Raw genomic sequence first — 26094 nt, 5'->3', positions numbered from 1 at the left:
CCCCTTATTGAACACATACAAAAAGGCGTCATGGATTCCCGCACGTTGCCTGAAACTAATAATAGTACCGTCAGTACAAGGCTTTCAATGAAACAACTCCCGGCTATTCGCTTGAGCCATGTGCTGCTCATCGTGTCCTTTATCGCACTTCCTGTCCGCGGCGACGTCACCGCTCCATCCTGGAATATCAATGGTTTCGGCACGCTCGGGGTCGCGCACTCCGATGAAGACCAGGCGGATTTCACCACAGGGCTACTCGCCGATGAAGGCGCTGGGTACAGCGATGAATGGAGCCTGAAGGTAGACAGTAAAGTGGGCGTTCAGCTGACCGCCAATTTTGCTTCGAAATTCAAAGCCGTCCTTCAGGTGGTATCGGAACAGGGTCATGATGGCTCCTTTGACCCACAGATTGAGTGGGCAAATGTGAGCTACGACATTACGCCCGAGCTCACCGTTCGTATCGGGCGAACGGTGCAGCCGTCATTTATGACCTCCGAGTACCGAAAAGTTGGCTATGCCAACCCTACCGTTCGGCCACCCGCCGAGGTCTACAATCTGGTTCCCGTAACCAACTCCGATGGTATCGACGTCTCTTACCAAAGCCGTTTCAACGAGGTCACCAACACGTTGCATCTGCTTTTCGGGAAGAAGACCACCGATCTGCCCGACGGATTTGAAATGGAATCGGACGACTCTTTTACCCTCGCGAACACACTGGAGTGGCGCGACACAACCTTATTCGCGGCTTATTCGCAGACAGATCTGACCGTGGACGTACTGACGCCCTTCTTTAACGGATTCCGCGCTTTTGGCCCCGAAGGCGAGTACATCGCAGACCGATTTGATCTCGATGACACTACCGTGCGCATTATCAGTCTCGGCGGACGGTACGATCCCGGCACCTGGTTTATTCTGGGAGAGTGGGCCAACAACAGGTCCCGATCTTTCGTAGGCGAGCACCGGGGCTGGTACCTGACCGGTGGGGTTCGGATCGCGTCATTGACCCCCTATCTGACCTTCGCAGACCAACGAGCCAAAGGTGATTTATCTCATCCGGGCCTGCCTTTCCCACAGGCCCAGCCTTTGAACGAAACGCTAAACCTGCTGTTGTCCCAGAACACCTCCGACCAGAGCCGCATTGCGGTCGGTGCTCGCTGGGATTTCGCTCCGAGCGTTGCTCTGAAAGTTCAGTACGACCGCATAGACCTGAGACGCGGAACGCGCGGCGTACTATCGAACACCCAGCCCGGCTTTGAGGGAGACGAGCCCGTCTCTGTATTCAGTACCACTGTCGACTTTGTCTTCTAGGTTACTTGCCCATGCCACTATTTCTCAAAAAGATAATAATGACCGGGCTGTTGAGTACGCTTGGAAACCTCGTCTACGCTGAAGTCGTTGTGGTGGTTCCAAACGAAAGCCCCATACAGGAGCTGACGTCACTTCAACTGAGCGATATTTACCTCGGGCGTCTCACTCAGCTGCCGGGCGGCGAACCCGTCCGCCCCATTGATCAGACGGAGCAGACCCCGGCTCATGGTGAATTTTATCAGCAGTACCTCGGTCGAACACCGGCACAGATCCGGTCACATTGGTCCCGTCTGATTTTTACCGGCCGCGGCCAGCCACCAAAAGCGGTGCGCAGCAATGACGATATGGCCAGAGAGTTGAGCCGCAACCCCAATACCATTGGCTACATGGCCCCGGAGGCTGTCCCCGATAGCCTACGCATTCTCACCATAGGGTCGTGACCCTATGACTGAGACTGATCCAGACACCCAAGCTGACCTGGCCTCCAACAAAAAAACGTCTAAATGGTTGGAAGCCCCCGTATTGATCAGCTCACTCGCGCTCCTGGGTTTGAGTCTCATCTGGGCAGCCACCGTCCACCTGACGGACGACGTTCTGAGTACCGCGTCCCGGAACACGGCCTCCATGGCAACCGATGTCGCGGACACCTATGAAGCCCAGGTGATTCGCGCCCTTCGCGAAATCGACCAGACACTCAAATTGGTCCGATACGACACCCAGCGTCAGACACCCGAAGCCGCCATGCGCGAACTCGGTGAACGGGACCTATTGCCTCCAAGTCTACTCTTCTCCATAGCCGTTCTCAGTCCTGAGGGGAACCTTCTGGCGACCCATGGCAACTTCAGGCTACAACACCCTGAAGAGCACACCTTCTTTCAGGAGGCGCTGAATGCCAACCAATTGACGCTCAGCCGCCCGATCGACACTGAAGCCGGCACCTTCCTTTATTTTGCTCGAGGTGTCGGTAGCAACCAGAATCAGGCCTCCGGTGTTGTTGCACTGGCCGTGCACGCGGATTACTTCGTCAGTGGTTACGATAACACCACCCTGGGCGATGTGGGCGCGCTTGGACTGGTAGCCAGCGACAACCATTTCCGGGTCTACCGCAGTGGGGATGCGATCAGCACCGGCTTACCGATGGGCAATTTTATCGGGGAGCTTCCAAAGCTTGAGGACCCTTCTTTGGCGCCGTTGATGTATCACCCCTGGGATGGAGTCGAGCGCTATACAGTAATACGTGAACTGTTTGAATTTCCTCTCTCGGTGGTCGTTGGGCTGTCTCACAGGGAACAGCTGGAGCCGGCTCTGACCACAAAACGCGAATACTTTTGGCGGGCAGCGCTGGCAAGCGTGGGCTTGGTTGGTGTTGCTGCCATCCTCGGATTTCTGAGCTGGAGACTGCAACGGACGCGGCAACAGGCCATGCAGGAGCGTGTACTACACGCACAGAAAGTGGAATACCTGGCTTTTCATGACAGTCTGACTGACTTACCGAACCGGGCATACTTCAGTCGTTTACTGACACAGTCAATGCACGAAGCCCGTCGCTACGAACGTCAATTTGCCCTCCTCTTTCTGGACCTCGACCGTTTCAAGCACATCAATGATTCTCTCGGTCACGATGCGGGCGATGATCTGTTGCAGGAAATTGCCCGGCGCCTCTCTCGCTCGGTGCGGGAGAGCGACGTGTTGGCGCGCCTCGGCGGCGATGAGTTTGTTGTCTTGCTGCCCAACATTCCCGACCCGCAGCAAGTGGCACCCGTCGCGGACAAGATTCTCGCCGCCTGCGGAAAGCCATTCACTCTGGCAGGGCAGGAGTTCCGGGTCACCGTCAGTATCGGCATCACTCTCTTCCCGAAGGACGGGGACGACGAACAGACATTGATGAAGAACGCGGACATGGCCATGTACCATGCCAAAGAGCTGGGGAAAAACAATTTCCAGTATTTCTCCGAGTCCCTGAACACGGACTCCCTGGAGCGGCTGACCCTGGAATCCAGCTTGCGCCACGCCCTGGAACGGAACGAATTCCGCCTGTTTTACCAGCCCAAACGCAGCATGAAGAGTGGCCAGATTACCGGTGTCGAGGCCCTGCTCCGCTGGCAGCATCCGGAACTGGGGATGATTCTGCCCATGCAGTTCATTCCGGTGGCCGAGGAAAACGGTCTTATCGTTCCCATCGGTCGCTGGGTATTGCGCACCGCGTGCCAGCAGAGCGTCGAATGGCAAAAAAGCGGCCTACCGCCATTGAACATGGCCATCAACTTATCGGCCCGTCAATTTATCGATGAGAGCTTATTGGATGATATCAAGCAGGCTCTTCAGGACACTGGCATGAGTCCCGAGCTCTTGGAGGTCGAGATTACTGAAACAATGGTAATGCGCGACGTAGAAACCACGGTGGACATTCTGAAGGAGCTCAAATCGATGGGCGTCCGAGTCGCTATTGATGACTTTGGAACAGGCTACTCCTCTTTATCCACCTTGAAGCAGTTTCCGGTGGATTCCATCAAGATCGACTCCTCCTTTGTCCAGGACCTGACCCGAAGCGTTGAGGATCGAGGCTTGACGGAAGCCATCATTGCCGTTGGCCGGAACCTGAGCCTGAACGTCATCGCGGAGGGAGTGGAAACCTCCGAACAGTACGAATATCTGAAGGAGCAGGCCTGTGATGAGTTTCAGGGGTTTTACGGAAACGCGGCACTGCCCGCGGACAAATTGAGTCAGCTGATCACAAGTTTAGAGGGCAATAGCGCCGAGCCCCGGGAGTAAAAGGGTATCCCCGACCCAAAACTCGCGGTGCTCGCCACAACCTTGCCGTCAGGGCAACACCTCGTAGTCCCGCTGCGCGATCAGTGGTAGCGAAGGCTCGGCACCATAAATCTCGACCCGATAGGTGCCGGGCTCCCAGCCCTGCCGGGGACGCACCCAAGCCTCCTGACGCAACCCGGTATCGTCCGTCAACGGATGGTAGTCAAAGTGGGACAGGCCCGGCTGGTCCTCTCGCGCCCACCGAATGATCACCGACGCCTGCTGGTACTCAGTCGGCAACTGGTAGTGCAGATAGACCGTCCGGTCTTGCGCGCTGAAGCGGTTCTGGGCTCGGAAGGGGCTGCCGTCCTGACCCGAGCGATAACGGCTGAATATCAGCGCCCCCGGGTTATCCGGGGCGAGTTCTGGAGGGGTTCCCGCCGCCCAGCGGGCGTAAAGTTCGCGCAGATGCTCAACTCCCAGCCCCTGCCGGTTTAGCCAGTCAGCGGTAATATGAGAGCGTTGTGAAAAGAAGGCCTCAAGCTGTTCCAGGTCGGTCTGTTGAATCAGCGCCAGCGCCTCTTCGCGCGTGAACCCCAGCGCGATTCCCAAACTCAGATCGTCGTGGAGGCGCCGACGCTCTTCCGGCACCGCATCTGACCGGCTCGCCTGCGCGTCCTCCCTGGGTGCCTCGACCGGAGTGGTTGCGCTCCGCGCCGAGGTCCCGCGACCCGGTCGTTCCGATAGTGATTCAACCGGGACCTTGAGCAGCGGCGTCCCTGCGCGCTCGTCACCTCCCTGATACAAGGCTCGCACCACGCTGAAAGCGCTCACACCAATAAATACAACGGTAACCAGCGTAACCAGGCGTTTCATTGGAGATGGTCCGGGCTAGAAGTTTCGTAGGTAGTCATCCCGCTCGTTAATGCACTCTGATCGGGAGTCATACTTGGTCAGGTAGCTGTAGGAGACACCGTCAGTATTCGGGCCACAGTCATTATCGCCGTACTGAACCGGTCCATAACAACTCGCATAGATGGTATCGGTGGTCTGTCCGACACAGAGGTTGTAGTAAATCTGTTCGCTGGGGTCTTCAACGCTGACGCCACCACCGCCACCACCGGTGGAGCCGCTGCCACAGTCAAATCCGGCCGCCACGTCACGGGCGTAGTTCACCTGGGTCTCATAGTTACCATAGACCTCCTCGGCCTCACTTTGGTAACCCTCAGCACAGAGCTCCAGTGCCTGCTGATAGTAGGCATCCGCCGCCAGAAACTGGGTCGACACCTGCGTCCCACAAGCGTTGGCCGCATCCCGGTCAGACGCTGTCACCAACTCCTGGAACGAACAGCTACCACCGCCGGAGCTATCCAGCTCACGGGTATCTTCTCCTTCATCATCCTCGGCCACACAGCCGGACAACGCCAGCAGGCTGAGAAGGCTTACTGCTTTGATATATCCCCAAGTTGTCATTTTTGATGCTCCGCATTGTGTCGGTTTTGTAGACAATTTTATGCGTCACAGCGCCAAACCGCATACCCCATTTGGGTGAAATTTGCCCCTCAACCACAAAAAAAGCCGAACGCATTGCCTGCGCTCGGCTTTTCGGTGCGGGTTTACTGACGATGCGGTCAGTCGGAGGCCTCTACCAGCACCTCCACCAGCTCCGGCTCAATGACGCTGCCACTGTAGCGATCAAACAGTGCGAAACCGCCGTTTCCGGCATAGCCATTGTCCCAATAGACTGGCACCATACCGTGATCAAGCGCTGACTGGGTAATGTATTCATTCCAATAGCGCCGATAGGTATCGTGATCTTCGACATTCTGCCGTGAAATCACGCCATATTCACCCAGAATGACCCCGACACCCTGGTCGACGAAGTTCGTCTGCATCCGCTGGAACTGGTTATCCACGTAGGACTCATTGGCCCAGGTTTCGGTGACATTCGGGTCGGTTGCGATCGAACCCCACTGGGTAATGTTGCTGCTTTCGTTCAACGTAAAGTTGTAGGGGTCATAGTAATGCACCTCCATCAACAGCCGATCACTAACCGTATCCTCGGGAATCTCGGCGAAGTTCACGGTGTGATCAATGTTGGTATTGAACCCCTGAACCACCAGATAACGATCCGCGTTGTTGCCACCGGTCGCGCGCACGGTGTCGACAAAGGTCTGATTGAAGCTGTTCTGGACGGTGTAGTACTCCTCGGTTGGCGTCCCGTAATCGCCTTCGACCATTACCTCATTGGTACCGGCAAACAGCAGTCGATGATCGTAGGCCTCAAAGTGCTCGGCTATCTGGGTCCACATGATGGCCAGACGATTGTTGACATACTCCTGATCCGCGTAAGTGGGCTGCATCCAGCCACCGTCCCAGTGGATGTTCATGATCACATACAGGTCCGCGTCCAGCGCGTAGTTGACCACTTCCTCTACCCGGTTTTTCCAACTCTCCTCGATGATGAAATTTTCGGCATCGGAGAACTGACTCCAGGCTACCGGCACCCGAAGCGTGTCGAAACCCGCGGCTTTTACCCTATCGATCAGCTCCCGGGTAATTTCGGGATTCCCCCAGGCGGTTTCACCGCCAATGGCGTCCAGGGAGTTGCCGACATTCCAGCCAACGCCCATCTGCTCGGTCAGCTCCACGGCCGTCAGCCCCCCGGGGTCGCTCACAGAGGAACTGGACGAACTGGAAGCGCTCGACGAAACGGAGGAGCTACTGCTGGATGAGCTAATGACCGAACTACTCGATGAGGACTGCGAGCTACTGGAACTCGACGAAACCGACGAGCTGCTGGACGAGCTCGCCCCACTACAGAGAGCACCCGACAGCTCCGGCACTTCCGCGTCGCCGTTCTGACTCACCTGAAAACCAAATTCAATCGACTGCCCCGGCAGGATCGACTGATTCCAGCTCAGGTTGGTCGCACTGTAGGGATTGGCGCCCTCCAGTTCGGCATTCCAAAGGTTGGTAATGGTGCTGTGCTCATACTCCCAACTCACCTGCCAACCATTGATCGCCGAGGTGTCGTTATTGGTAATCTGGATGCTCGCAATGGCGCCAGCGCCCCAATCACTTTGAACCAGATAATCGCATTGAACGGATTGAGCCTGGGTGATCGGGGCCACCATTAATCCGGCGGCCAACAAAAAAGCGCCACTGATTGTTTTTATCTTTGAAAACGTCATGGGAAATTATCTCCTTTCCGGGTTTTTATGCGAGAAAAATATCAAGGAATAGCGCACCGCATACCGGACCTGAAATACTCACCAGTCCCTACCGAATACCACTGTGTATGCAGCGTCAGTCTTATACTTCTTCGAGTTTCCGGCTCTGACCGAGGCCAAAGCGTCCACTCACCAAAAAGTATATCGACAGCGCTTCAGGGAAAAATGCAGAAGGGCTTGCGGGACGAGAGGGAGATCACAAATTGCAAAGAAGAAAAAGTCGCTAAGGTAAGAAGTGAAAAGTCTGGCGACATTTGCCACAGATGGCGTAAAAAAAGGGGGGACTGATCTTCAATTTCTGAAGGCGCGCTCTTGGCGCGTAAAACAAAGCCGATTTGGGCAAACGGCAAATCCGGCTGTACCCCAGGGACGGAGAGAGAGGGACGCCGGATTCGTCCCTCCTGACACAGAATTTAACATGCGGATTGATTTTCTTATTTGAAAATCAGGATTTCCACTTGATATTGCAGCCCAGGCTGGGACGCTGCTGATCTTCGGGGGGCTGCTCACCTCTGGCGACCAACTCAGCCGCCGCCAGCAGGTCTTTCCCGGTCACAGGAATATCATTGCCCGGACGGCTGTCGTCCAGTTGGCCCCGGTAAACCAACCGCTTATTCCGGTCAAACAGGTAGAAATCCGGGGTACAGGCCGCATCAAAGGATTTGGCCACCCGTTGGGTTTCGTCGTAGAGGTACGGGAACGCCAGTTTGTACTCCTTGGCAAATTGAGCCATTTTTTCCGGAGAATCCGCCGGGTACTCCTTGACATCGTTGGAGCTGATGGCGATACAGCGGATGCCTATTTCATTGAGCCGGTCGTTGAGTGTTTCCAGGAACGGCGCAATATGCAGAACAAACGGGCAGTGGTTACAGATGAACATCACCACCAGCCCCTTATCGCCCATGCGCTGGCTCAGTTTCCAGGTCTCCCCGGCGGGATCGGGCAAAGTGGTATCGGGCAGCTCAGTGCCCAGAGGAAGCATATTGGAAGGCGTGCGGGCCATAATTGACTCTCCTGTTAAGCGCCAGCCCCACCCGGGGCCACAGACACTTGGATGGTTAGCCCTGAATTGTATACCCCCGGGCGGCCCCTGTTAAAGCCAGCAACAGACGCCACTCCCCCGGGGCTAAAGGCCCAGAGACCGGGGGAGCCGCGCAAGAATTTCACTATTGGTGAAATAGCACCCCTTTATTTCATGATGACCACAACATTGATATAATTGGGCTTCGATGTTAGCAAGCACTTACAGCCGTACACCACCCCGAACAATGACTGTTTATATTTGCTCACTCAGGAGGTAAACTGACCCTGATCCGCATCATAAGCGGCGCCGGGCCCACTGAGTGATCCCGGGACAAAACGCGGTGGACACCATCGCACAATAAATCAACCCTGGCAGTATGCAAGCAGTACAGCGCGTTTTGGGGCCGGACTCCGGTTCTCGCTGTGGGCGCTGCCTAAACCAGCTGCACAACCGACATTGGGGTCTGCCCGGCACCCGGTGACGGCTTTTGTGTGTTGAGAGGAATTGTGAGAATGACTTTTATACACGACGATTTTTTGCTCGACACCGAGCAGGCCAAGGCGTTGTACCACGATTACGCCAAAGACATGCCGATCATTGACTACCACTGCCACCTCCCCCCGGATCAGATCGGCGAAAATAAACAGTTCAAGAATCTGTCCGAGGTCTGGCTGGCGGGTGACCATTACAAATGGCGAGCGATGCGCTCCAATGGTGTCAGCGAAAAGTACTGCACCGGTGATGCCAGCGACTGGGAGAAATTTCAGGCCTGGGCCGAAACCGTACCGAATACCCTGCGCAACCCGCTGTATCACTGGACCCACCTGGAACTGAAGAAGCCTTTCGGCATCACCGACAAGCTGCTCAGCGGCGAAAATGCCCGCGAGGTGTGGGACCAGTGCAACGAACTGCTGGCGACGCCGGAATTCAGCGCCAAGGGCCTGATCACCCAGGCCAATGTGAAGGTCATCTGCACCACCGATGACCCGACCCACGACCTGCGCCATCACCAGTCCATCGCCGCGGACAGCAATTTCAACACCAATGTGCTGCCCACCTGGCGCCCGGACAAGGCCATGGCCGCCGAAGATACCAAGGGTTACAACACCTACCTGGATCGGCTCGGGGAAGTGGCTGACGTACAGATCAGCACTTACGACGACCTGATGAGCGCCCTGCAGAAGCGTCACGACTTCTTCCATGAGCAGGGTTGCCGCCTGTCGGATCACGGGTTGGAAACCGTCCACGCCGAAGACTATACCGACGCTGAAATCAAGGCGATTTTCGCCAAAGTGCGCGGCGGCAAGGACCTCGACCAGACCGAGCTGAACAAGTTCTACTCGGCGATGCTGGTGGAGTTCGCCCGTCAGGACCACGAGAAAGGCTGGGTCCAGCAGTACCACATTGGCGCCATCCGCAACAACAACCCGCGGCTGTTCCGCGATCTGGGCCCGGATACCGGTTTCGACTCCATTGGCGACCACAACTACGCCAAGCCACTGTCGAAATTCCTCGGCCGTCTGGACAACGACGACCGCCTGGCCAAAACCATTCTGTACAATCTGAACCCGCGCGATAATGAGATGATCGCCACCATGATCGGCAACTTCCAGGATGGCTCGGCCGCCGGCAAGATGCAGTTCGGTAGCGGTTGGTGGTTCCTGGATCAGTTGGACGGCATGAAGCGCCAGATCGAAGCCCTGAGCCAGTTGGGTCTGTTGAGCCGGTTTGTGGGGATGCTGACCGACAGCCGCAGCTTCCTGAGCTACTCCCGCCACGAGTACTTCCGGCGTCTGCTGTGCCGCATCCTCGGCCATGATATGGCCGCCGGTACGGTGCCCAATGACCTGAAAATGGTCGGCAGCATGATTCAGGACATCAGCTTCAACAACGCGAAAGACTACTTCCCGTTTGACGTCCCGAAATAAGCGGGTCGATTAGCTAGCGTGGTAGTCTGTAGAGCCCGGCAGTCATGTCGGGCTTTTTTCGTTCTCAACCCGGAGAGCGCTCTTGGACAGCACCAATTTGCTATCGACATTCCTGTTCTCACTCGCGGTCACCACACCGATTTTCCTGATGGTGATTCTTGGTGCGGTGTTACGCCGCATCGGGATGATTGATGAGACCTTCATCAACACGGCATCGCGCCTGGTATTTGCGGTGGGCTTGCCGGTATTGTTGTTTTTCAGCAGCGCCACCACCGACTTTGGTGCCGCCGCCGACGGCCGCATCCTGTTCGCGGTAGTAGCCGGAGCGATCGCCATTTTTCTGTTGAGTCTGCTCACGGCGGACGGTTTTGTGCGCGACCGGCGGGACCGGGGCGTCCTGGCCCAGGCGGCGTTCCGGGGCAACCTGGTGATCATCGGTCTGGCCTACTGCGCCAATGCCTACGGAGAAAGCGGCGTGGCCATGGCCGCCCTACCCATCGCCATCACCATCGTGCTCTATAACGTACTGTCGGTCATTGCGCTCAACCGGGACCTGGACAGCCGGCGAGGCATGCGGGGCGTGTTCTCGGGTGTGGTGCGCAACCCATTGATCATCGGCATTGTCGCCGGACTGTTCTACGGTTGGATTGAAGGCCCCATGCCCGAGCCCGTTCAACGGGCGGGTAACTATCTGGGTGAGATGAGCCTGCCACTGGCCCTGCTGTGTGTGGGCGGCGCGCTGGATCTGAAGTCATTACGGCAAGTGGGCGGTGGCGCCCTGGCGGCCACCACCTGGAAGCTGATTGTTTCGCCCCTGGTCGGTGTCCTGATCGCCTTGGCTCTGGGGCTGGAGGGTCAGGCGCTGGCGGTGGTCTTTCTGCTGGCCGCGTCGCCCACGGCTACCGCCAGTTTTGTCATGGTGCGGGCCATGGGCGGTAATGCCTCCCTGGCGGCCACCATGATCGTCCAGTCCACGGTTTTCGGGTTGGTGACGGTCACGCTGGGCCTGTGGATACTGCAGGCCCTGGCGAGCTGAACACTACTCGTTGTCGTCCTGGATCTGCTCCTGAATCTCGTCATAGGATTCGTGGCGCACATCTTCACCCTTCACCAGATACACCACGTACTGGGCCAGGTTTCGGGCGTGATCACCGATCCGCTCCAGGGCGCGCAGACTCCACATGATGTTCAGGGCACGGGAAATATTGCGAGGGTCCTCCATCATGAAGGTCAGCATTTCCCGCATGGCGGAGTTGTACTCCATATCCACGGTGTTGTCCGTTTCCACTACCCGTAGTGCCAGGTCGATATCCAGACGAGCAAACGCATCCAGTGCGTCACTCAACATGCGCGAGACATGGCCACCGATATGGCGCACTTCAACGTACCCGCGCGGTGTGGAGCCGTCACCGCTAAGGGCGATAGCTTGCCGGGCGATTTTGCTCGCCTCATCACCCACCCGCTCCAGGTCCGTGATGGCTTTGGTAACCGCGATAACGAGACGCAGGTCACTGGCCGCTGGCTGGCGACGCGCCAGAATGCGAACGCAGTCTTCGTCAATATCCAGCTCCATGTCATTGACGTGATCATCTTCCCGAACCACCCGCTCGGCGGTCTCGGCATCGGCATCAATCAGCGCCTGTATGGCATCATTAACCTGACGTTGAGCCAGTCCACCCATCTCGGACAGCTTGGTCTTGATTTCATCCAGCTCAAGATTGTACTGCTGAGAAATATGATGCGTATGGGATTTGATATCCATGACCATAATGAGTGCTCCTCTTAGCCGTACCGGCCGGTAATATAATCTTCGGTTTGCTTATTGGTCGGGTTGGTAAACAGCGAATCGGTGTCACCAAACTCGATCAGATCGCCCATGTACATGAACGCAGTATAGTCCGAAACCCGGGCCGCCTGCTGCATATTGTGGGTCACAATCACAATGGTGTATTGATCTTTGAGCTCGTATATCAGCTCTTCAATTTTCAGTGTTGAAATCGGGTCCAATGCCGACGCCGGCTCATCCAGCAAAATCACTTCCGGCTCAATGGCAATGGCGCGGGCGATGACCAGACGCTGCTGCTGACCACCGGACAGACCAAAGGCGTTGTCGTGCAGCCGGTCTTTGACTTCTTCCCACAGGGCAGCGCCGCGCAGGGACTTCTCCACCACTTCATCCAGAACCCGGCGGGACTTTACGCCCTGCAGACGCAGGCCATAGGCGACATTTTCATAAATGGATTTCGGAAATGGGTTGGGCTTCTGGAATACCATACCCACCTGACGACGCAGCTCGGCCACGTCGACTTTCTTGTCGTACATATTGCTGCCATCCATCAGGATCTCGCCTTCGATGCGGCAGATATCCACCAGGTCATTCATCCGGTTGAAACAGCGCAGCAGCGTCGACTTACCGCAGCCGGAAGGTCCGATAAAGGCGGTTACCTTCTTTTCGGGAATCTTCAGGTTGATGTCTTTCAGGGCACGATTATCCCCGTAGTACAAATTCAGATTATTGACCTCGAGCTTGATGGTCTCGTCTTCCAATGCCATGGCATTACCCTGTGTCTGAGGGCGGGGCGCGCCCACGTGTGCTTGGTGGTCGGGTGCCGTTGATGACCCGCTTTGCTTGGTAGTGTCTTCTAACATGCTAGGCTCCCGCGATCAATCAGAGGCGCTGCGATACTTCTCGCGCAGCGTGTTACGAATTTTGATGGCTGTAAGGTTCAGAATAATGATCAACAACACCAGCGTCAGCGCCGTCGCGTAAACCAGGGGGCGAGCGGCTTCAACGTTCGGACTCTGGAAGCCGACGTCATAAATATGGAACCCGAGGTGCATGATCTTCTGATCCAGATGAATGTACGGGTAGTTGCCATCAATGGGCAGGCTCGGTGCCAGCTTGACCACACCGACGAGCATCAATGGTGCCACTTCACCGGCGGCACGGGCGATGGCCAGAATCAGGCCGGTCATCATGCCAGGCGTGGCCAGAGGCACCACCACCTTCCACAGGGTCTCCGACTTGGTCGCCCCCAGGGCCAGACTGCCCTGACGGATGGTGCTGGGAATACGCGCCAGGCCTTCTTCGGTGGAAACAATCACCACCGGCAGGGTCAACAGGGCCAGAGTCAGAGACGCCCAGAACAAACCCGGCGTACCAAAGGTCGGGGCCGGTAAGGACGCGGGGAAAAACAGCTCATCAATGCTGCCCCCCAGGAAGTACACGAAGAAACCCAGACCAAACACCCCGTATACAATTGAAGGCACACCGGCCAGGTTGTACACCGAAATGCGGATCAGCTTCAGTACCGTGCCCTGACGGGCGTACTCGCGCAGGTAAATGGCGGCCAGCACGCCCAGCGGGGTGACCATGATCGACATCACAATCACCATGGTGACGGTGCCGAAGATGGCCGGGAAAATCCCGCCCTCGGTATTGGCTTCCCGCGGCTCTTCGGTCAGGAACTCCCAGAACCGATCCATGTAGTGTGCCAGCTTGCCAAACACACCCAGGTGGTTGGAGCGGGTAACCCGCACGATGTTATGCAGGTGAATGGTTTTTTCCATTCCGTTGACCGTTTCAACATCAAAGCTGTCCCGCTCGATCTGCTCATAAATCGCGTCGCGCTCCGCCTTGATCCGGCGGTACTCTTCGTTCAATGCCTCTCGCTCGACCGCAAACTGCTCTTCGGCCTGCGCCATTTCTTCCGGCGAAACACCCTGCAGCTCAAGGCGGCGACGCTCCAGCCGCAGCCGTTCCAGCTTGTGGTTGATGCTGCCAATCTCCACCTTTTCCTTGCGACGGATTTCGTTGTGCAGATCCACGCTGCGCTCGACCCGGGCTTCCACCTCTGGCCAGAAATCCTCATCGCCCAGGCGGCTGATCACTTCGCCGTGTTCTTTCAACGCCACCGGGAAACCGTAAAAGTTACCCCACTCGCGACGTTCAACCACAATGGCATTTTCCGGGTAGTGCCACTCACCCATGCCCACATCCAGGTACCACTGGAAATCGCTACCGAGATCCCGATTACCCTGCTTGATCAGGTAGCGGGTCACCAGAGGGACATCCTCGGCCACGGTGTAGCCATTGGTACGCGCCACCCGTGCGGGAATGACTTCCTTACGGACCAGTTCACCCAATACTTCCTGTCGGTCGCCATCGCGATCCAGCACCGACATCTGCACCAGATCAGCGGGCCAGAAATGGCCAAAACCGCGAACGGCAATCAGCCCCAACAGGCCCACAACCATAATCATACACAGCGCCACGGCACCGCCGTTCAGCCATACCCAGGGGGCACCACTTTTAAACCAGGCTTTCATCAATCAGGCTCCCAATGGTTACAGGTTGCTGTAGCGTTTACGCAAACGCTGGCGAACGACTTCGGCCAGAGTGTTGACCACAAATGTCAGGGCCAACAGCACCAGAGCGGCGAGGAACAACACCCGGAAATGCGTGCTGCCAATGGCGGTTTCCGGCAGTTCCACCGCCACGTTGGCGGACAGGGTGCGCATACCTTCGAATATATTGAAGTTCAGCACCGGGCTGTTGCCGGTGGCCATCAACACAATCATGGTTTCACCCACTGCACGACCAAAGCCCATCATCACCGCCGAGAAGATACCCGGGCTGGCGGTGGGCAGAATCACACCTATTACGGTCTGCCAGCGGGTTGCCCCGAGGGCCAGAGACCCCTGGGTCAAATGGCGAGGTACGTTGAACACCGCGTCTTCGGCGATCGAGAAAATGGTGGGAATCACCGCAAAGCCCATGGCAATACCCACGACCAGAGCATTGCGCTGATCATAGTCAATGTTGTTGTTGGTCAGCCACTGGCGCATGCTGCCATCAAAGAACCACACTTCGACATGTGGGCTGATCGCGATACAGGCCCATCCGGTCAGCAGGATGGGAACAATCAGAATGGCGGCCTCCCAACCTTCCGGGACATTACTGCGAATCGCCGATGGCAACCGGCTCCACAACAACCCTACGGCCAACATGGTGACCGGCAGGAAAATCAGAATACTGAAAACCGCCGGCAGGTGATTTTCCAGGAATGGCGCCAGCCACAGACCCGCAAGAAAACCCAAAATGACCGTCGGCAGGGCTTCCATGATCTCAATGGTGGGTTTAACCACGCCGCGCAGCTTGGGGGTCATGAAGTAGGCGGTGTAAATGGCACCCATCACACCCAGAGGAATGGCAAACAGCATCGCGTAGAAAGCGGCTTTGAGCGTACCGATGGACAACGGCACCAGGCTCATTTTCGCCTCGGAGTCATCCGCGCCAGAGGAAGCCTGCCAGACGTACTCGGGCTGCTGTCGGCCTTCATACCAGACCTTCTGCCAGAGTGAGCTCATGGAAATTTCCGGATGCTCATTCCAGACCGAGGCTATATGCAACCGCTGGTCGTTATCCAGCGCCAGCAAGCGGCCGTTAATGGGCGACAATGCCAGTTGCGAAATGGGCTGATCCGTGACCGACTCGATCACCAGGGTGCTCGACGATGTCCCGTAGAAAAGGCCGACATTGCCTTGGTCGTCACCGGCCGCGAAACCTTTTCGGGTATATTCCGGTGCGATAGTGGTCACCGAGCCCGGCATGGAGCCAAAGTCCCGCACCGGCGTCAGATGGAATTGATTGTTATCATCCCGAATGATAAACCACTGGCTGACCGCCCCCTGGTCCGTACCGATGATCACCGACAGCGTACCGACCAGAAACTCCAGAGCGTTTACCTGGCCACGCTCGGTGGGGAGCGTCTCGATCAGCCGGGCATCTTCAGCGCGCTCGACATGGTAAAAATGCAGTTGTTCCCGATCGTCCGCGACCACCAAAAAACGCCCAGTGGCATCGACGATCAAGTGCTCCACCTGGGCACCACCGGGTAGTGAGGGCACGGAATAGCTATCACCGGATACGCTACCGCCGTTGCCGAACAGTCCCTGGTTCATCCGGTAACGCCCCACAAGGATCTGATTGTCTTCAGTGACGCCTGCAACCATCAGGCCGGCATCCGTGCTCTGCACGGCGACTTCGCGCAAGGCGCGGCCCTGCTCGTCCAGCGTGACGGGTTCCTCACCCAGTGGGTAATCCAGCCCCGGAGTCACCAGGCGCTGGTCATTGGGATAGCTGAGGCTATAGGTCTCCTGGACGACAGATACCGAGCCATCGGAGAAACCGTAGGCCACCAGCTGCTGATTCGGCACACTGGTATCAACCGCCGTGGCCGAGACACCCTGGTTGCGAGGAACCTCAAAGGTTTTGAGGGCGAGCCCCGAATCAACGTTGAAGAAGTGCACCTGCCCGGCCTCGCTGAACGATGCCCCCATCTCCTCGTAACGTTCGAGCACGAGGTGGGCGGACGGATCGGCCTCGCTGGTCAGTGCGAAGGGGTAGTCGGCAGTCGGCTCGATACTGCTGCTGCGCAGTAACGGCGCCACTTCCGAGAACAGGTAGATGAAAATCAGCGCCAAGGCGCCAACCACCATCATACCGGCGGTGCCGACTCCGTAGCGGGACAGGCCGTCCTTGAATTTGCGTACCTTGCGCAGACGAGCACGTTGCTCCGCATTCGGCATCAAGCTTCCCCGGGCATCCGGGGTGGAAGGTCGCTCTGACATAGTGCATCAATCCTGAGCTGGAGAATCTCGGTCGAACCCCCAATCAGAGGACTTCGACGAAAGCGCGTGCATGCTAACAGCGCTAGATGACAGTTTTGTTACAGCTACATGACAAAAGGGACCCTCCGCCCCGCGGCGGTGTCCCTTTTGATTGTCCCTAAACCAGTTGACGGATCATAAACCCAGGGTCCCTTTCCGGGTCGATCGGGGCGGCAAGTGCCACCCCGGCGGAGTCTGTGTTTACAGACCCAGCTCTTCGGTCACCCGCTTGGACACTGAGGCCGGCAGCGGAATGTAACCGTCACGCACTACCACTTCCTGACCCTGCTTGGAGATTACCATTTTCAGGAACTCAGCCTGCATGGGATCCAGGGGGCGGTTCGGGTGCTTGTTGACGTACACATACAGGAAGCGGGCCAGCGGGTAGCTGCCATTCGAGGCGTTTTCGGCGTTAGGAGCGGCGAACTCTTCGCCTTCGGCACGGGCCAGCGGTACTGCACGCACGCCAGAAGTCATGTAGCCAATACCGGAGTAGCCGATACCGTTACGCGATTCGCTCACACCCTGAACAACCGAGGCAGAACCGGGCTGCTCGTTAATGCCGGGCTTGTAGTCGCCCCCGCACAGGGCATTGTCCTTGAAGTAACCGTAGGTACCGGACACCGCGTTACGGCTGTACAGGCCCAGGTCACGATTTTCCCACTCACCGTCCAGGCCCAGTTGGCCCCAACGGGTAATGTCTTCTGAGTAGCCACAGCGACGGGTCACCGAGAACATGGCGTCAACTTGGGGAATCGTGAGGCCTTCAATGGGGTTGTCTTTGTTGACGTAGACCGCCAGAACGTCCACCGCTACCGGAACAGCAGTCGGCTTGTAACCGTGAGCTTGCTCAAAGGCACGAATCTCGGAGGCCTTCATTTCGCGACTCATGGGACCAAAGTTGGCAGTATTCTGAGTCAGCGCCGGCGGAGCGGTCGAAGAACCGGCACCCTGGATCTGGATATTGACGTTGGGATAGAACTTGGCGAACTCCTCGGCCCAGAGGGTCATGAGGTTGTTCAGGGTATCGGAACCGATGCTGTTCACATTACCGGACACGCCTGAAACCGCCTCGTAATCCGGCAGATTGGGATCGACGTCCGCTTGCGCCATGGCGCAGGTCATTGAGCCGGCCAGAGCCAGGCCTTTAAAGAATTTGATGGCGTTCATAGAGCGCTCCTCTGAAACAGTGATTTGTCGTTCAGTGACATGAAATGCCCTTATCTGGGTCATTTCCACCTGAGACGCACTCTACCCACCCAATATGACAGTCCTGTGACAGGCTGCCATAAATTTGTCAAATTACTGCAACAAACGCAAAAGGCAGCCCGGAGGCTGCCTTCTGTCGGATAAGCGAATCAGTCTCGCCGGAAAATCAGCTGATGTAGACCGGTCCCGCCCCTGAACTCCAGACGATCACGGTACTAACCATCACCACGACCGCGAGCACCAAGCCTACGGTGATCACCGAACTGGCGTAAATGAAGCCCCGTTCTTTCGGGATATTCATCAGGATGGGAATACCTTCATAAATCAGATAGACGGAGTAGCACGCCGCCAGAATGTACACCGATACCACCAGCCACAACTGAGGGTACACCAGCGCAACGCCAGCGAGCATCATTGGAATGGCCGAATAGACCGCCAGCGCCGTCCCTTCATAGTGGCGACGATTGGCTTCGTCGGCCACACCAAAACTGCGCGACATCCAGTTGATGTATTCGCCCAGGACATAAATGGCAATAAGCTGAGCGAAATAGGCTGCTACGGCCATGAGCAAGGCACTTTGGCTGGTCAATTTCACCACACCGCCGCTACCCACACTCCAGCCCACTTCGGTCACTCCGAAATAGCCCGCGATACAGGGTATCAGTGCCATCAACGGAACGTGACGTAGATAAACCCGCAGGAACGATTCGTTGTCGCTGCGTATCCGCTGCCACTCGCGATCGGGGTTGGTGAAGATACCCAGGGTGTGCTGCAACATAGCCATATTTACGTACTCCTGCTACTGCTTGTTATTAGAGAGTACGTACAGTATCCAGCTTTGGGACGAGTGCCGCAAAGAAGTATTCGCGATAAACGAATACTGTTAATCAACTTAGGTTATATAAAAGGGGCCGTCGCCCCTTATTTGACGACCTTGAGGTTGGGCCGTTTTTGCGCGTCTTTCTTCGGTTCGGAATCCGGCTTGGGAGGCTCGGGATTGGGCTCATGCTCGAATACCATGCCCTGGCCATTCTCCCGGGCATAAATACCCAGTACTGAGCCACAGGGGATCACCAGATCCGTCGGTATGCCGCCAAAGCGGGCATTGAAGTTGATCTGCTCCAGACCGATGAACAGGTCTTTGACTGCCGTCGGATTGATATTGAGTACAATCTGCCCGTCTTTATTGACGTGCTGCTGAGGCACTTCAACGCCTTGCCCCTGGGCATCCACCAGGATATAGGGGGTGCAGCCGTTATCCACGATCCACTCATAGAGCGCTCGAATCATGTAAGGACGGCTTGAGGTCATGGCCATAGAACGTCTCCCGATAGGGTATCGAAGGGCATGAAAGCCCCTTTTGGGGGCTGGACAACACGCAATGGAGGCTAGTGAGCCCCCATGTCGCGCTCGACTTCCGTGAGGCTCTTACGAAATCCCTCACGTTCGAACAGTCGCTTCTGGTACGTCAGCAACGGCTGGGCCTGGCGCCCCTTGCCAAGGTCAATATCCAGCATCGGCAAGCGCCAGAGGATCGGTGCCAGGCAGCAGTCCACGATGGTGAACTCATCGCTCATGAAAAACGGCATTTCGGCAAAGATCGGCGAGATGGCCAGCAGACTGTCGCGCAGGGCCTTACGCGCCTTTAGCACGGTGTCCTTACTCTTGCTGGTGAGAATGGTGTCTACCAGCGGCGCCCAATCACGCTCCAGCCGGTACATCCACAGCCGGCTCTGAGCCCGGGCAACCGGGTATACCGGCAGGAGCGGAGGATGCGGGAAACGCTCATCCAGGTACTCCATGATCACTTTGGACTCGTACAGGGCCAAGTCCCGGTCCACCAGCGTGGGCAGACTGTTATAGGGGTTGAGGTCCGCCAGTTCCTGCGGCTTGTTTTTGGGATCGACATCAATAATATCCGACGATACCCCTTTCTCCGACAACACAATTCTAACCCGATGGCTGTAATGATCAGAACCATCGGAAAACAGCGTCATGGATGAGCGTTTGGTCACCACACCCATTGTGTATTACCTCAAATTACCCAGTGATCAAGCCGGGGCGCCCACAGGCGCCCCACCGTTATTCGAATTTAGTGAATTCCCTTCCAGTACTCGCGGTTGAGCAGGTAAGCAAACACAAACAGGACGGACAGGAACAACAGCACGAAGATACCCACCCGTTCACGGTCCATGGCTGCGGGCTCACCCAGATACTCCAGGAAATTCACCAGGTCGTAGATCACCTGGTCAAACTCTTCCTGCGACAGGCTGCCTTCAATGTCACCTTCCACCAGGCTACCACACTCCTCATCCATGACTGGATTGCCCGCGCTATCGCGCACAATGTGTCCATGGCTGTCCAGCTGGGGACCGGCGGAACACTCCAGCAGGCCTTGAAGGTCCAGCATGACGTGGGGCATACCAACGTTTTCAAACACCCGATTATTCACACCGAAGGGACGGCTCTCATCCTTATAGAAGTTACGAAGGTAAGTATACAGCCACTCCGGGTTGCGAGACCGGGCCACCAGAGTCAGATCCGGCGGCTGAACCCCAAACCACTGCTTACCCTGCTCCTTCGTCATGGAGGTGGTCATCAGACTACCGATCTCCTGATCGCCGAAAATCAGGTTGTTGCGCGCCACATCGTGGGGAATACCGAGATCGTCCGCCACCCGCTCATAGCGTGAAAACTTGGCGGAGTGGCAGCCCATACAGTAGTTCACGAAGTACTTGGCACCACGCTGCAGGGACTCTTTATTGTCCAGGTCCGGTTCCATGATATCGCAGGGAATGGAACCACATCCGCCAGCACCCGCGCCCACAGCCTTGATCGGAACCACCACGAGTACTGCGAACAGCGCCAGACCACCCAGCACCAAGCGCAGCGGCAAGCCTTTCATCTGTACACGCTCTGGCACGGGGTGCTCACTATCGCGATCCGCCAACCAGGGGAGCACCGCGAACACGGCGGCCAGAACCAGACCAAACAGGCGCAGGAAGACCGGCACATCGCTGTCCCCTGTGATTCCATTCAGAGCCATTACCAAGAAGATCAGGGCAAAACCCCAGCAAATGGCGAACGACAGGACTCGCGCGATCTGCGAGCGCTGCTCCGGCGGGCGGCTGCTGGTCCAGATCGGCATGGTGATGAAATAGGCAAAGTAGAACACCGTCGCCAACTGGGACAATACGGTGCGCCCAGTGGTCGGTGATTTGACGCCCAGGTAACCCAGCACCACAAACATGGCGGCGAATACCATCAACATGACCCGCGGGATATGCCCCTTGTAGCGCATGGAGCGGGCCTTGGCCCGATCCAACCAGGGCAGCACGAACAGGATGGCAATCGCCGCGCCCATGGCAATCAGACCGAGGAACTTGGCGCTCAAGGGGCCAATTTCAATGGTCACCGCCCGCAAGATGGCGTAGAAAGGCGTGAAGTACCACACCGGGGCAATGTGCTCCGGGGTCTTCAGGTTGTTCGCCTCTTCAAAGTTAGCGTATTCCAGGAAGAAACCGCCCATTTCCGGCATGAAAAACATGACGAAACAGAAAGCGAACAGGAAGACAGTAATACCCACCAGGTCGTGAACCGTGTAGTACGGATGGAACTGCACGCCATCTTTGGGGATACCGTTCTCATCTTTGTTCTTCTTGATGTCCACGCCATCGGGGTTGTTGGAACCGACTTCGTGCAGCGCCAGGATATGCAGCACCACCAACCCGAGCAGGACAATCGGCAGGGCCACGACGTGCAGGGCGAAGAAGCGGTTCAGGGTAATGCCGGAAATCAGGTAATCACCGCGAATCCACTGCACAAGATCTTCGCCGATCACCGGAATAGCCCCGAACAGGGACACAATCACCTGAGCGCCCCAGTAGGACATCTGCCCCCAGGGCAACACGTAGCCCATGAAGGCTTCCGCCATGAGCACCAGATAGATGGTCATGCCGAAAATCCATACCAGCTCGCGCGGCGCCTTGTAGGAGCCGTACATCAAGCCGCGGAACATGTGCAGGTATACCACCACGAAAAACGCGGAAGCACCGGTAGAGTGCATGTAGCGCAGAATCCAGCCGTACTCCACATCACGCATAATGTATTCGACGGAGGCGAAGGCGCCCTCGGCGGTCGGGGTGTAGTTCATCGTCAGCCAGATACCGGTCACCAACTGGTTGACCAGCACCAGCAGGGACAGAACGCCGAAGAAATACCAGAAGTTAAAGTTTTTGGGCGCGTAGTAGTTGCCCATATGGGTGTCCCAGGCGCGCTGTACCGGGAGACGCTGGTCGACCCACTGCCACAATCCAGTTAACCAATTCATTCTTATGCCTCCTGATCCTCGCCCACGATGAGCAGGTTATCGCCCTCGTAACGGTGTGGGGGAACTTCCAGGTTTAACGGAGCGGGTACGCCTGTATACACGCGGCCAGCCATATCGAACTTGGAACCATGACAAGGGCAGAAGAAGCCGCCCTGCCAGTTTTCGCCACCGAGGTCAGCAACGCCCACTTCCGGGCGAAACAACGGTGCGCAGCCCAGATGGGTGCACAGACCGAGCAGCACCAGGAACTCTTCGCGAATGGAGCGAGTCTGATTTTGAGCGTATTCGGGCTGTTGGGGTTGCTCCGAGTTGGGGTCGCGCAGCACGTCCTCAACTTTTTCCAGCCCCGCGATGGACTCTTGTGTACGACGCACAATGTAGACCGGCTTACCCCGCCACTCGACGGTGATCATTTGCCCGGGCTCCATCTTGCCGATGTTGGCCCGAACCGGTGCCCCGGCGGCTTTTGCCTTGGCGCTGGGGTTCCAGGAACCCACAAAAGGTACCGCTGCACCCACTACGCCCACTGCCCCTACTACCGAGGTAGCAGCGGTCAGCACACGGCGGCGCGTTTTATTGACAACGTCATCGGTCATGACGATCTTCTCCCCTAACAGCTTCCGACGGCCAGTAAATCACTGAATTTCAACGATTTAGAATGATGTTATTGAGACGTAAAAAATGGCCAATCTTAAAGAAATTGCGCGCCGCTTACAAGAATAAGCTGCGCCCCGTGCCCTCGGCCAATGGGTTATACGGCGGGCGGACATAAAAAAACGCCCAGGCCAGCGAAGGGCCTGGGCGTTTTTTTGCTCGGAGGTACCGCCGCCCCACACCGTGGGGCGAGCTCCAGATTAACGCTTGGAGAACTGCGGACGCTTACGGGCTTTACGCAGACCCACTTTCTTACGCTCAACAGCGCGAGAATCGCGAGTTACGTAACCTGCTTCACGCAGAGAGCCACGCAGCGCTTCGTCGTATTCCATCAGAGCACGGGTCAGACCGTGGCGGATGGCGCCGGCCTGACCAAAGCTACCACCGCCTTTCACGGTGACTTTTACGTCGAACTTGTCAGCCATTTCCACATTTTCCAGCGGCTGACGCACGATCATGCGTGCCACTTCACGGCCAAAGTACTCGTCCAGAGGACGGTCGTTGACGGTGATGTTGCCGCTACCCTGGGCGATGAACACCCGGGCGGTGGAGGTCTTGCGGCGACCCGTACCGTAATATTGAGTAACTGCCATAATCAGCTTCCCGGTTAGATAGTCAGTTCTTGAGGCTGCTGCGCAGTGTGCGGATGCTCGTTACCTGCGTAGACCTTGAGTTTTTTGAACATGGCGCGACCCAGAGGTCCGCGGGGCAGCATGCCCTTGACGGCGTTCTGGATGGTGCGCTCGGGGGCTTTCTGGATCAGCTTTTCAAAGCTGATCGACTTGATGCCGCCGATATAACCGGTGTGATGGTAGTAAATCTTGTCGCTGGCCTTCTTACCGGTCACACGAACTTTTTCAGCGTTGATCACGACAATGTAATCACCCGTGTCCACATGAGGTGTGTACTCGGGCTTGTGCTTGCCGCGCAGACGACGGGCAATCTCTGTAGCCATACGGCCCAGAGTCTTGCCTTCGGCATCAACGACGAACCAGTCGCGAGAGACCGTTTCAGGTTTAGCACTATAAGTCTTCATGTTATTTCCTGCCTCAGGAGGTGCTTCCCACAAAAGAGCGCGAATACTATAGAAATCGTCGCCGGTTTTCAAGGGGGAAACTGATGATTTTTCCACCAACCCGGCCGCCCCGTCAGGGCTTGTGGGGCTGGGCCAGGTAGTCGCGGCTCTGCATTTCCAGCAGGCGGCTGACGGTGCGCTCGAATTCGAAGCTCAGGCGCCCCTCGTCGTAGATCTGCGTCAACGGCCGGGCGGCGGATAGTACCAGCTTGACCCGCCGATCGTAAAACTCGTCCACCAGATTGATGAAGCGCCGGGCCTGATCATCACTATTCCGTCCCAGCGCCGGCACATTGCTCACCACCACCGCATGGAACTCCCGGGCCAGCTCGATATAGTCATTTTGTGAGCGGGGCCCATCACAGAGAGCCATAAAGTCAAACCAGGCCACGTCTTCCCCCAGATAGCGGGCCCGAATCGGGCGCCCTTCCACCTCCAGCACCTGGTCGGCGCATATTTCATCCTCCGCTGGAACCAGGCTGCGGAAGCTCGCCATCAAGCTTTCGTCGGCCCTCGCATCGAGAGGACTGTGGTACAGCTCGGCCTGCTCCAACGCCCGCAACCGGTAGTCGTTCTGGCTATCGAGCTGCAACACCCGGGTGTGACGCTTGATCTGCTCAATGGCGGGCAGAAACCGGGCTCGCTGCAACCCATCCTTATAAAGGTTGTCCGGCGGGATATTGGAGGTCGCCACCAGCGTCACGCCGCGGCGGAACAGAGCCTGCATCAGAGTGCCCAAAATCATCGCATCGGTGATGTCCGAGACGAAGAACTCATCGAAGCAGATGACCCGGGCTTCCCGGGCGATCCGGTCCGCCACCTGCTCAAGGGGATTCTTATGGCCATCGAGCTGCTTGAGGTCTCCGTGCACCCGGCGCATAAAGCGGTGGAAATGGGCGCGCATTTTCTGCTCGAACGGCAGACTCTCGTAAAAATTGTCCATCAGGTAGGTTTTGCCCCGCCCGACGCCGCCCCACAGATACAACCCGGTGACCGGTGTGATCGGTGCCTTTGAAATCCGCCGCCGCAACCGTTCCCACAGTCCCGGCAACCCGGTTTTTGGAGCGCCCTGCTCGACCAGCGCTTCAAACAGCGCCTGCAACTGATCCACCACCTGCGCCTGGGCCGGGTCCCGGCTGAACCCGGGCTGCTCCAGATCACGCTGATAGCGATTGTAGGGCGTGTCGTACTTCAATTCTGGCCGGCTCATGAGTCGACACCCAGTTGCCGCTCCAGGGTGCGCGCCAGATCCGCTTTAAGCTCGGTCAACTGACCGTGAAAGAAGTGCCCGGCCTCCGGGTAGCGCAGCAAGGCATGGGGCGATTGCAGCCGGGTTTCGCTCCAGCGGATCACGCCCTCCGGCACCACCACGTCATCCCGCTCGCCCTGGGCAATACAGACGGGACACGGGAAGCGTCCATCGCGATCGTAGGTGTAGCGCTCAACCGGCGGTGCGACCAACGTCAGATGTTCGACCGATCCCACCCGATAAACCGCTCCAGCGGCCACCGCCGAGCCAAAAGAAAATCCGGCCAAAAGCACACTATCGTCCGGTCGCCGCTCCGAGAGCCAGGAGTACACCGCCAGCAGGTCATCCACCTCCCCGACCGCGTGATCGAACTCGCCCTCACTGGCCCCAACACCCCGGAAATTGAACCGCACGGTGGCAACGCCGAGGTCACGATAGGCCCTCACCAGGGTGGTGACCACCTTGTTGCTCATGGTGCCGCCGTGCTGCGGATGCGGATGGCAGACGATCGCCGCCAGCCCCCGCTCGGCGAGGGAGCCGGATTCGGAGCCGGCCTGGATGCGGGCTTCCAGCCCGCCGACGGGCCCGTCGATGGTAATTGCGGTCTCGGTTTGCGAAAATACTGTCACGATCACCTCAATGGCCTGCCCCGCCCTCTGGG

The 26094-nt window shown here is 57.3% G+C and carries 23 protein-coding genes; 5 read left to right on the top strand and 18 right to left on the bottom strand.

Features of this window, described 5'->3' with window-relative positions:
• The first annotated feature begins 30 nt into the window (after positions 1-30).
• Genes EDC38_RS00765 through EDC38_RS00755 form a run of 3 tightly spaced genes read left to right on the top strand, consistent with a single transcriptional unit; the run spans position 31 to position 4080 of the window.
• Entirely contained in the window at positions 31-1308 is a 1278-nt protein-coding gene (locus EDC38_RS00765) for a porin (protein WP_123636909.1), read from the top strand.
• Between the two features lie 11 nt (positions 1309-1319).
• Positions 1320-1748 (top strand): type 2 periplasmic-binding domain-containing protein, encoded by a 429-nt coding sequence (locus tag EDC38_RS00760; protein ID WP_123636908.1) that lies wholly within the window; start codon positions 1320-1322, stop codon positions 1746-1748.
• Between the two features lie 4 nt (positions 1749-1752).
• A complete protein-coding gene (locus EDC38_RS00755; protein ID WP_211331023.1) occupies positions 1753-4080 on the top strand; it encodes a bifunctional diguanylate cyclase/phosphodiesterase in 2328 nt (775 codons plus the stop codon).
• A 48-nt stretch (positions 4081-4128) separates the two neighbouring features.
• On the opposite strand, the gene EDC38_RS00750 is transcribed toward EDC38_RS00755, so the two are convergent.
• From EDC38_RS00750 to EDC38_RS00735, 4 genes are all read right to left on the bottom strand, one after another.
• Entirely contained in the window at positions 4129-4935 is an 807-nt protein-coding gene (locus EDC38_RS00750; RefSeq protein WP_123636907.1) for a hypothetical protein, read from the bottom strand.
• A gap of 15 nt (positions 4936-4950) precedes the next feature.
• A complete protein-coding gene (locus tag EDC38_RS00745) occupies positions 4951-5532 on the bottom strand; it encodes a hypothetical protein (RefSeq protein WP_123636906.1) in 582 nt (193 codons plus the stop codon).
• 158 nt (positions 5533-5690) lie between these two features.
• Positions 5691-7253 (bottom strand): cellulase family glycosylhydrolase, encoded by a 1563-nt coding sequence (locus EDC38_RS00740; RefSeq protein ID WP_123636905.1) that lies wholly within the window; start codon positions 7251-7253, stop codon positions 5691-5693.
• Between the two features lie 484 nt (positions 7254-7737).
• Positions 7738-8295, bottom strand: coding sequence for a thioredoxin family protein (locus tag EDC38_RS00735; RefSeq protein ID WP_123636904.1), 558 nt, complete (start codon positions 8293-8295; stop codon positions 7738-7740).
• Between the two features lie 533 nt (positions 8296-8828).
• Here EDC38_RS00735 and uxaC point away from each other — a divergent pair.
• Positions 8829-10244 carry a glucuronate isomerase gene (uxaC, locus tag EDC38_RS00730; protein ID WP_123636903.1) on the top strand — a complete coding sequence of 472 codons (1416 nt, stop codon included), beginning with the start codon at positions 8829-8831 and terminating at the stop codon, positions 10242-10244.
• 82 nt (positions 10245-10326) lie between these two features.
• The gene (locus EDC38_RS00725) at positions 10327-11280 is read left to right on the top strand and encodes an AEC family transporter (RefSeq protein ID WP_123636902.1); all 954 of its coding nucleotides are present in this window, start codon (positions 10327-10329) and stop codon (positions 11278-11280) included.
• 3 nt (positions 11281-11283) lie between these two features.
• Here the strand turns inward: EDC38_RS00725 and phoU are convergent, their stop codons facing one another.
• The 14 genes from phoU to EDC38_RS00655 all read right to left on the bottom strand — a co-directional run bounded on the left by phoU (position 11284) and on the right by EDC38_RS00655 (position 26062).
• On the bottom strand, positions 11284-12006 hold the full coding sequence (gene phoU / locus EDC38_RS00720) for a phosphate signaling complex protein PhoU (protein WP_024459593.1): 723 nt from the start codon (positions 12004-12006) through the stop codon (positions 11284-11286).
• 20 nt (positions 12007-12026) lie between these two features.
• Complete coding sequence (gene pstB / locus EDC38_RS00715; protein ID WP_024459592.1) at positions 12027-12797, bottom strand: phosphate ABC transporter ATP-binding protein PstB; 771 nt, start codon at positions 12795-12797, stop codon at positions 12027-12029.
• 111 nt (positions 12798-12908) lie between these two features.
• The gene (pstA, locus tag EDC38_RS00710; protein ID WP_123636901.1) at positions 12909-14573 is read right to left on the bottom strand and encodes a phosphate ABC transporter permease PstA; all 1665 of its coding nucleotides are present in this window, start codon (positions 14571-14573) and stop codon (positions 12909-12911) included.
• Positions 14574-14591: 18 nt separating this feature from the next.
• Positions 14592-16877 carry an ABC transporter permease subunit gene (locus tag EDC38_RS00705; protein ID WP_123636900.1) on the bottom strand — a complete coding sequence of 762 codons (2286 nt, stop codon included), beginning with the start codon at positions 16875-16877 and terminating at the stop codon, positions 14592-14594.
• Between the two features lie 240 nt (positions 16878-17117).
• A complete protein-coding gene (locus EDC38_RS00700) occupies positions 17118-18086 on the bottom strand; it encodes a PstS family phosphate ABC transporter substrate-binding protein (RefSeq protein WP_123636899.1) in 969 nt (322 codons plus the stop codon).
• Positions 18087-18291: 205 nt separating this feature from the next.
• The gene (locus tag EDC38_RS00695) at positions 18292-18909 is read right to left on the bottom strand and encodes a Yip1 family protein (RefSeq protein WP_024459588.1); all 618 of its coding nucleotides are present in this window, start codon (positions 18907-18909) and stop codon (positions 18292-18294) included.
• 137 nt (positions 18910-19046) lie between these two features.
• On the bottom strand, positions 19047-19442 hold the full coding sequence (locus EDC38_RS00690; protein ID WP_024459587.1) for a ClpXP protease specificity-enhancing factor: 396 nt from the start codon (positions 19440-19442) through the stop codon (positions 19047-19049).
• A gap of 71 nt (positions 19443-19513) precedes the next feature.
• Complete coding sequence (locus EDC38_RS00685) at positions 19514-20149, bottom strand: glutathione S-transferase N-terminal domain-containing protein (RefSeq protein WP_024459586.1); 636 nt, start codon at positions 20147-20149, stop codon at positions 19514-19516.
• A 68-nt stretch (positions 20150-20217) separates the two neighbouring features.
• Positions 20218-22455, bottom strand: coding sequence for a ubiquinol-cytochrome c reductase (locus tag EDC38_RS00680; protein ID WP_123636898.1), 2238 nt, complete (start codon positions 22453-22455; stop codon positions 20218-20220).
• 2 nt (positions 22456-22457) lie between these two features.
• Positions 22458-23051 (bottom strand): ubiquinol-cytochrome c reductase iron-sulfur subunit, encoded by a 594-nt coding sequence (gene petA / locus EDC38_RS00675; RefSeq protein WP_024459584.1) that lies wholly within the window; start codon positions 23049-23051, stop codon positions 22458-22460.
• Positions 23052-23309: 258 nt separating this feature from the next.
• Entirely contained in the window at positions 23310-23702 is a 393-nt protein-coding gene (gene rpsI, locus EDC38_RS00670; RefSeq protein WP_024459583.1) for a 30S ribosomal protein S9, read from the bottom strand.
• Positions 23703-23716: 14 nt separating this feature from the next.
• The gene (gene rplM, locus EDC38_RS00665; protein ID WP_024459582.1) at positions 23717-24145 is read right to left on the bottom strand and encodes a 50S ribosomal protein L13; all 429 of its coding nucleotides are present in this window, start codon (positions 24143-24145) and stop codon (positions 23717-23719) included.
• A 112-nt stretch (positions 24146-24257) separates the two neighbouring features.
• A complete protein-coding gene (gene zapE, locus EDC38_RS00660; protein ID WP_123636897.1) occupies positions 24258-25394 on the bottom strand; it encodes a cell division protein ZapE in 1137 nt (378 codons plus the stop codon).
• The gene (locus EDC38_RS00655) at positions 25391-26062 is read right to left on the bottom strand and encodes an alpha/beta hydrolase (RefSeq protein ID WP_123636896.1); all 672 of its coding nucleotides are present in this window, start codon (positions 26060-26062) and stop codon (positions 25391-25393) included. Before EDC38_RS00655 ends, zapE begins: the two co-directional genes overlap by 4 nt.
• Positions 26063-26094: the final 32 nt, after the last annotated feature.

Source organism: Marinimicrobium koreense (genome assembly GCF_003762925.1).
Lineage (GTDB): Bacteria > Pseudomonadota > Gammaproteobacteria > Pseudomonadales > Cellvibrionaceae > Marinimicrobium > Marinimicrobium koreense.
Note: the sequence above shows the minus strand (reverse complement) of the source record. Positions and strands in the feature narration are given on the sequence as shown.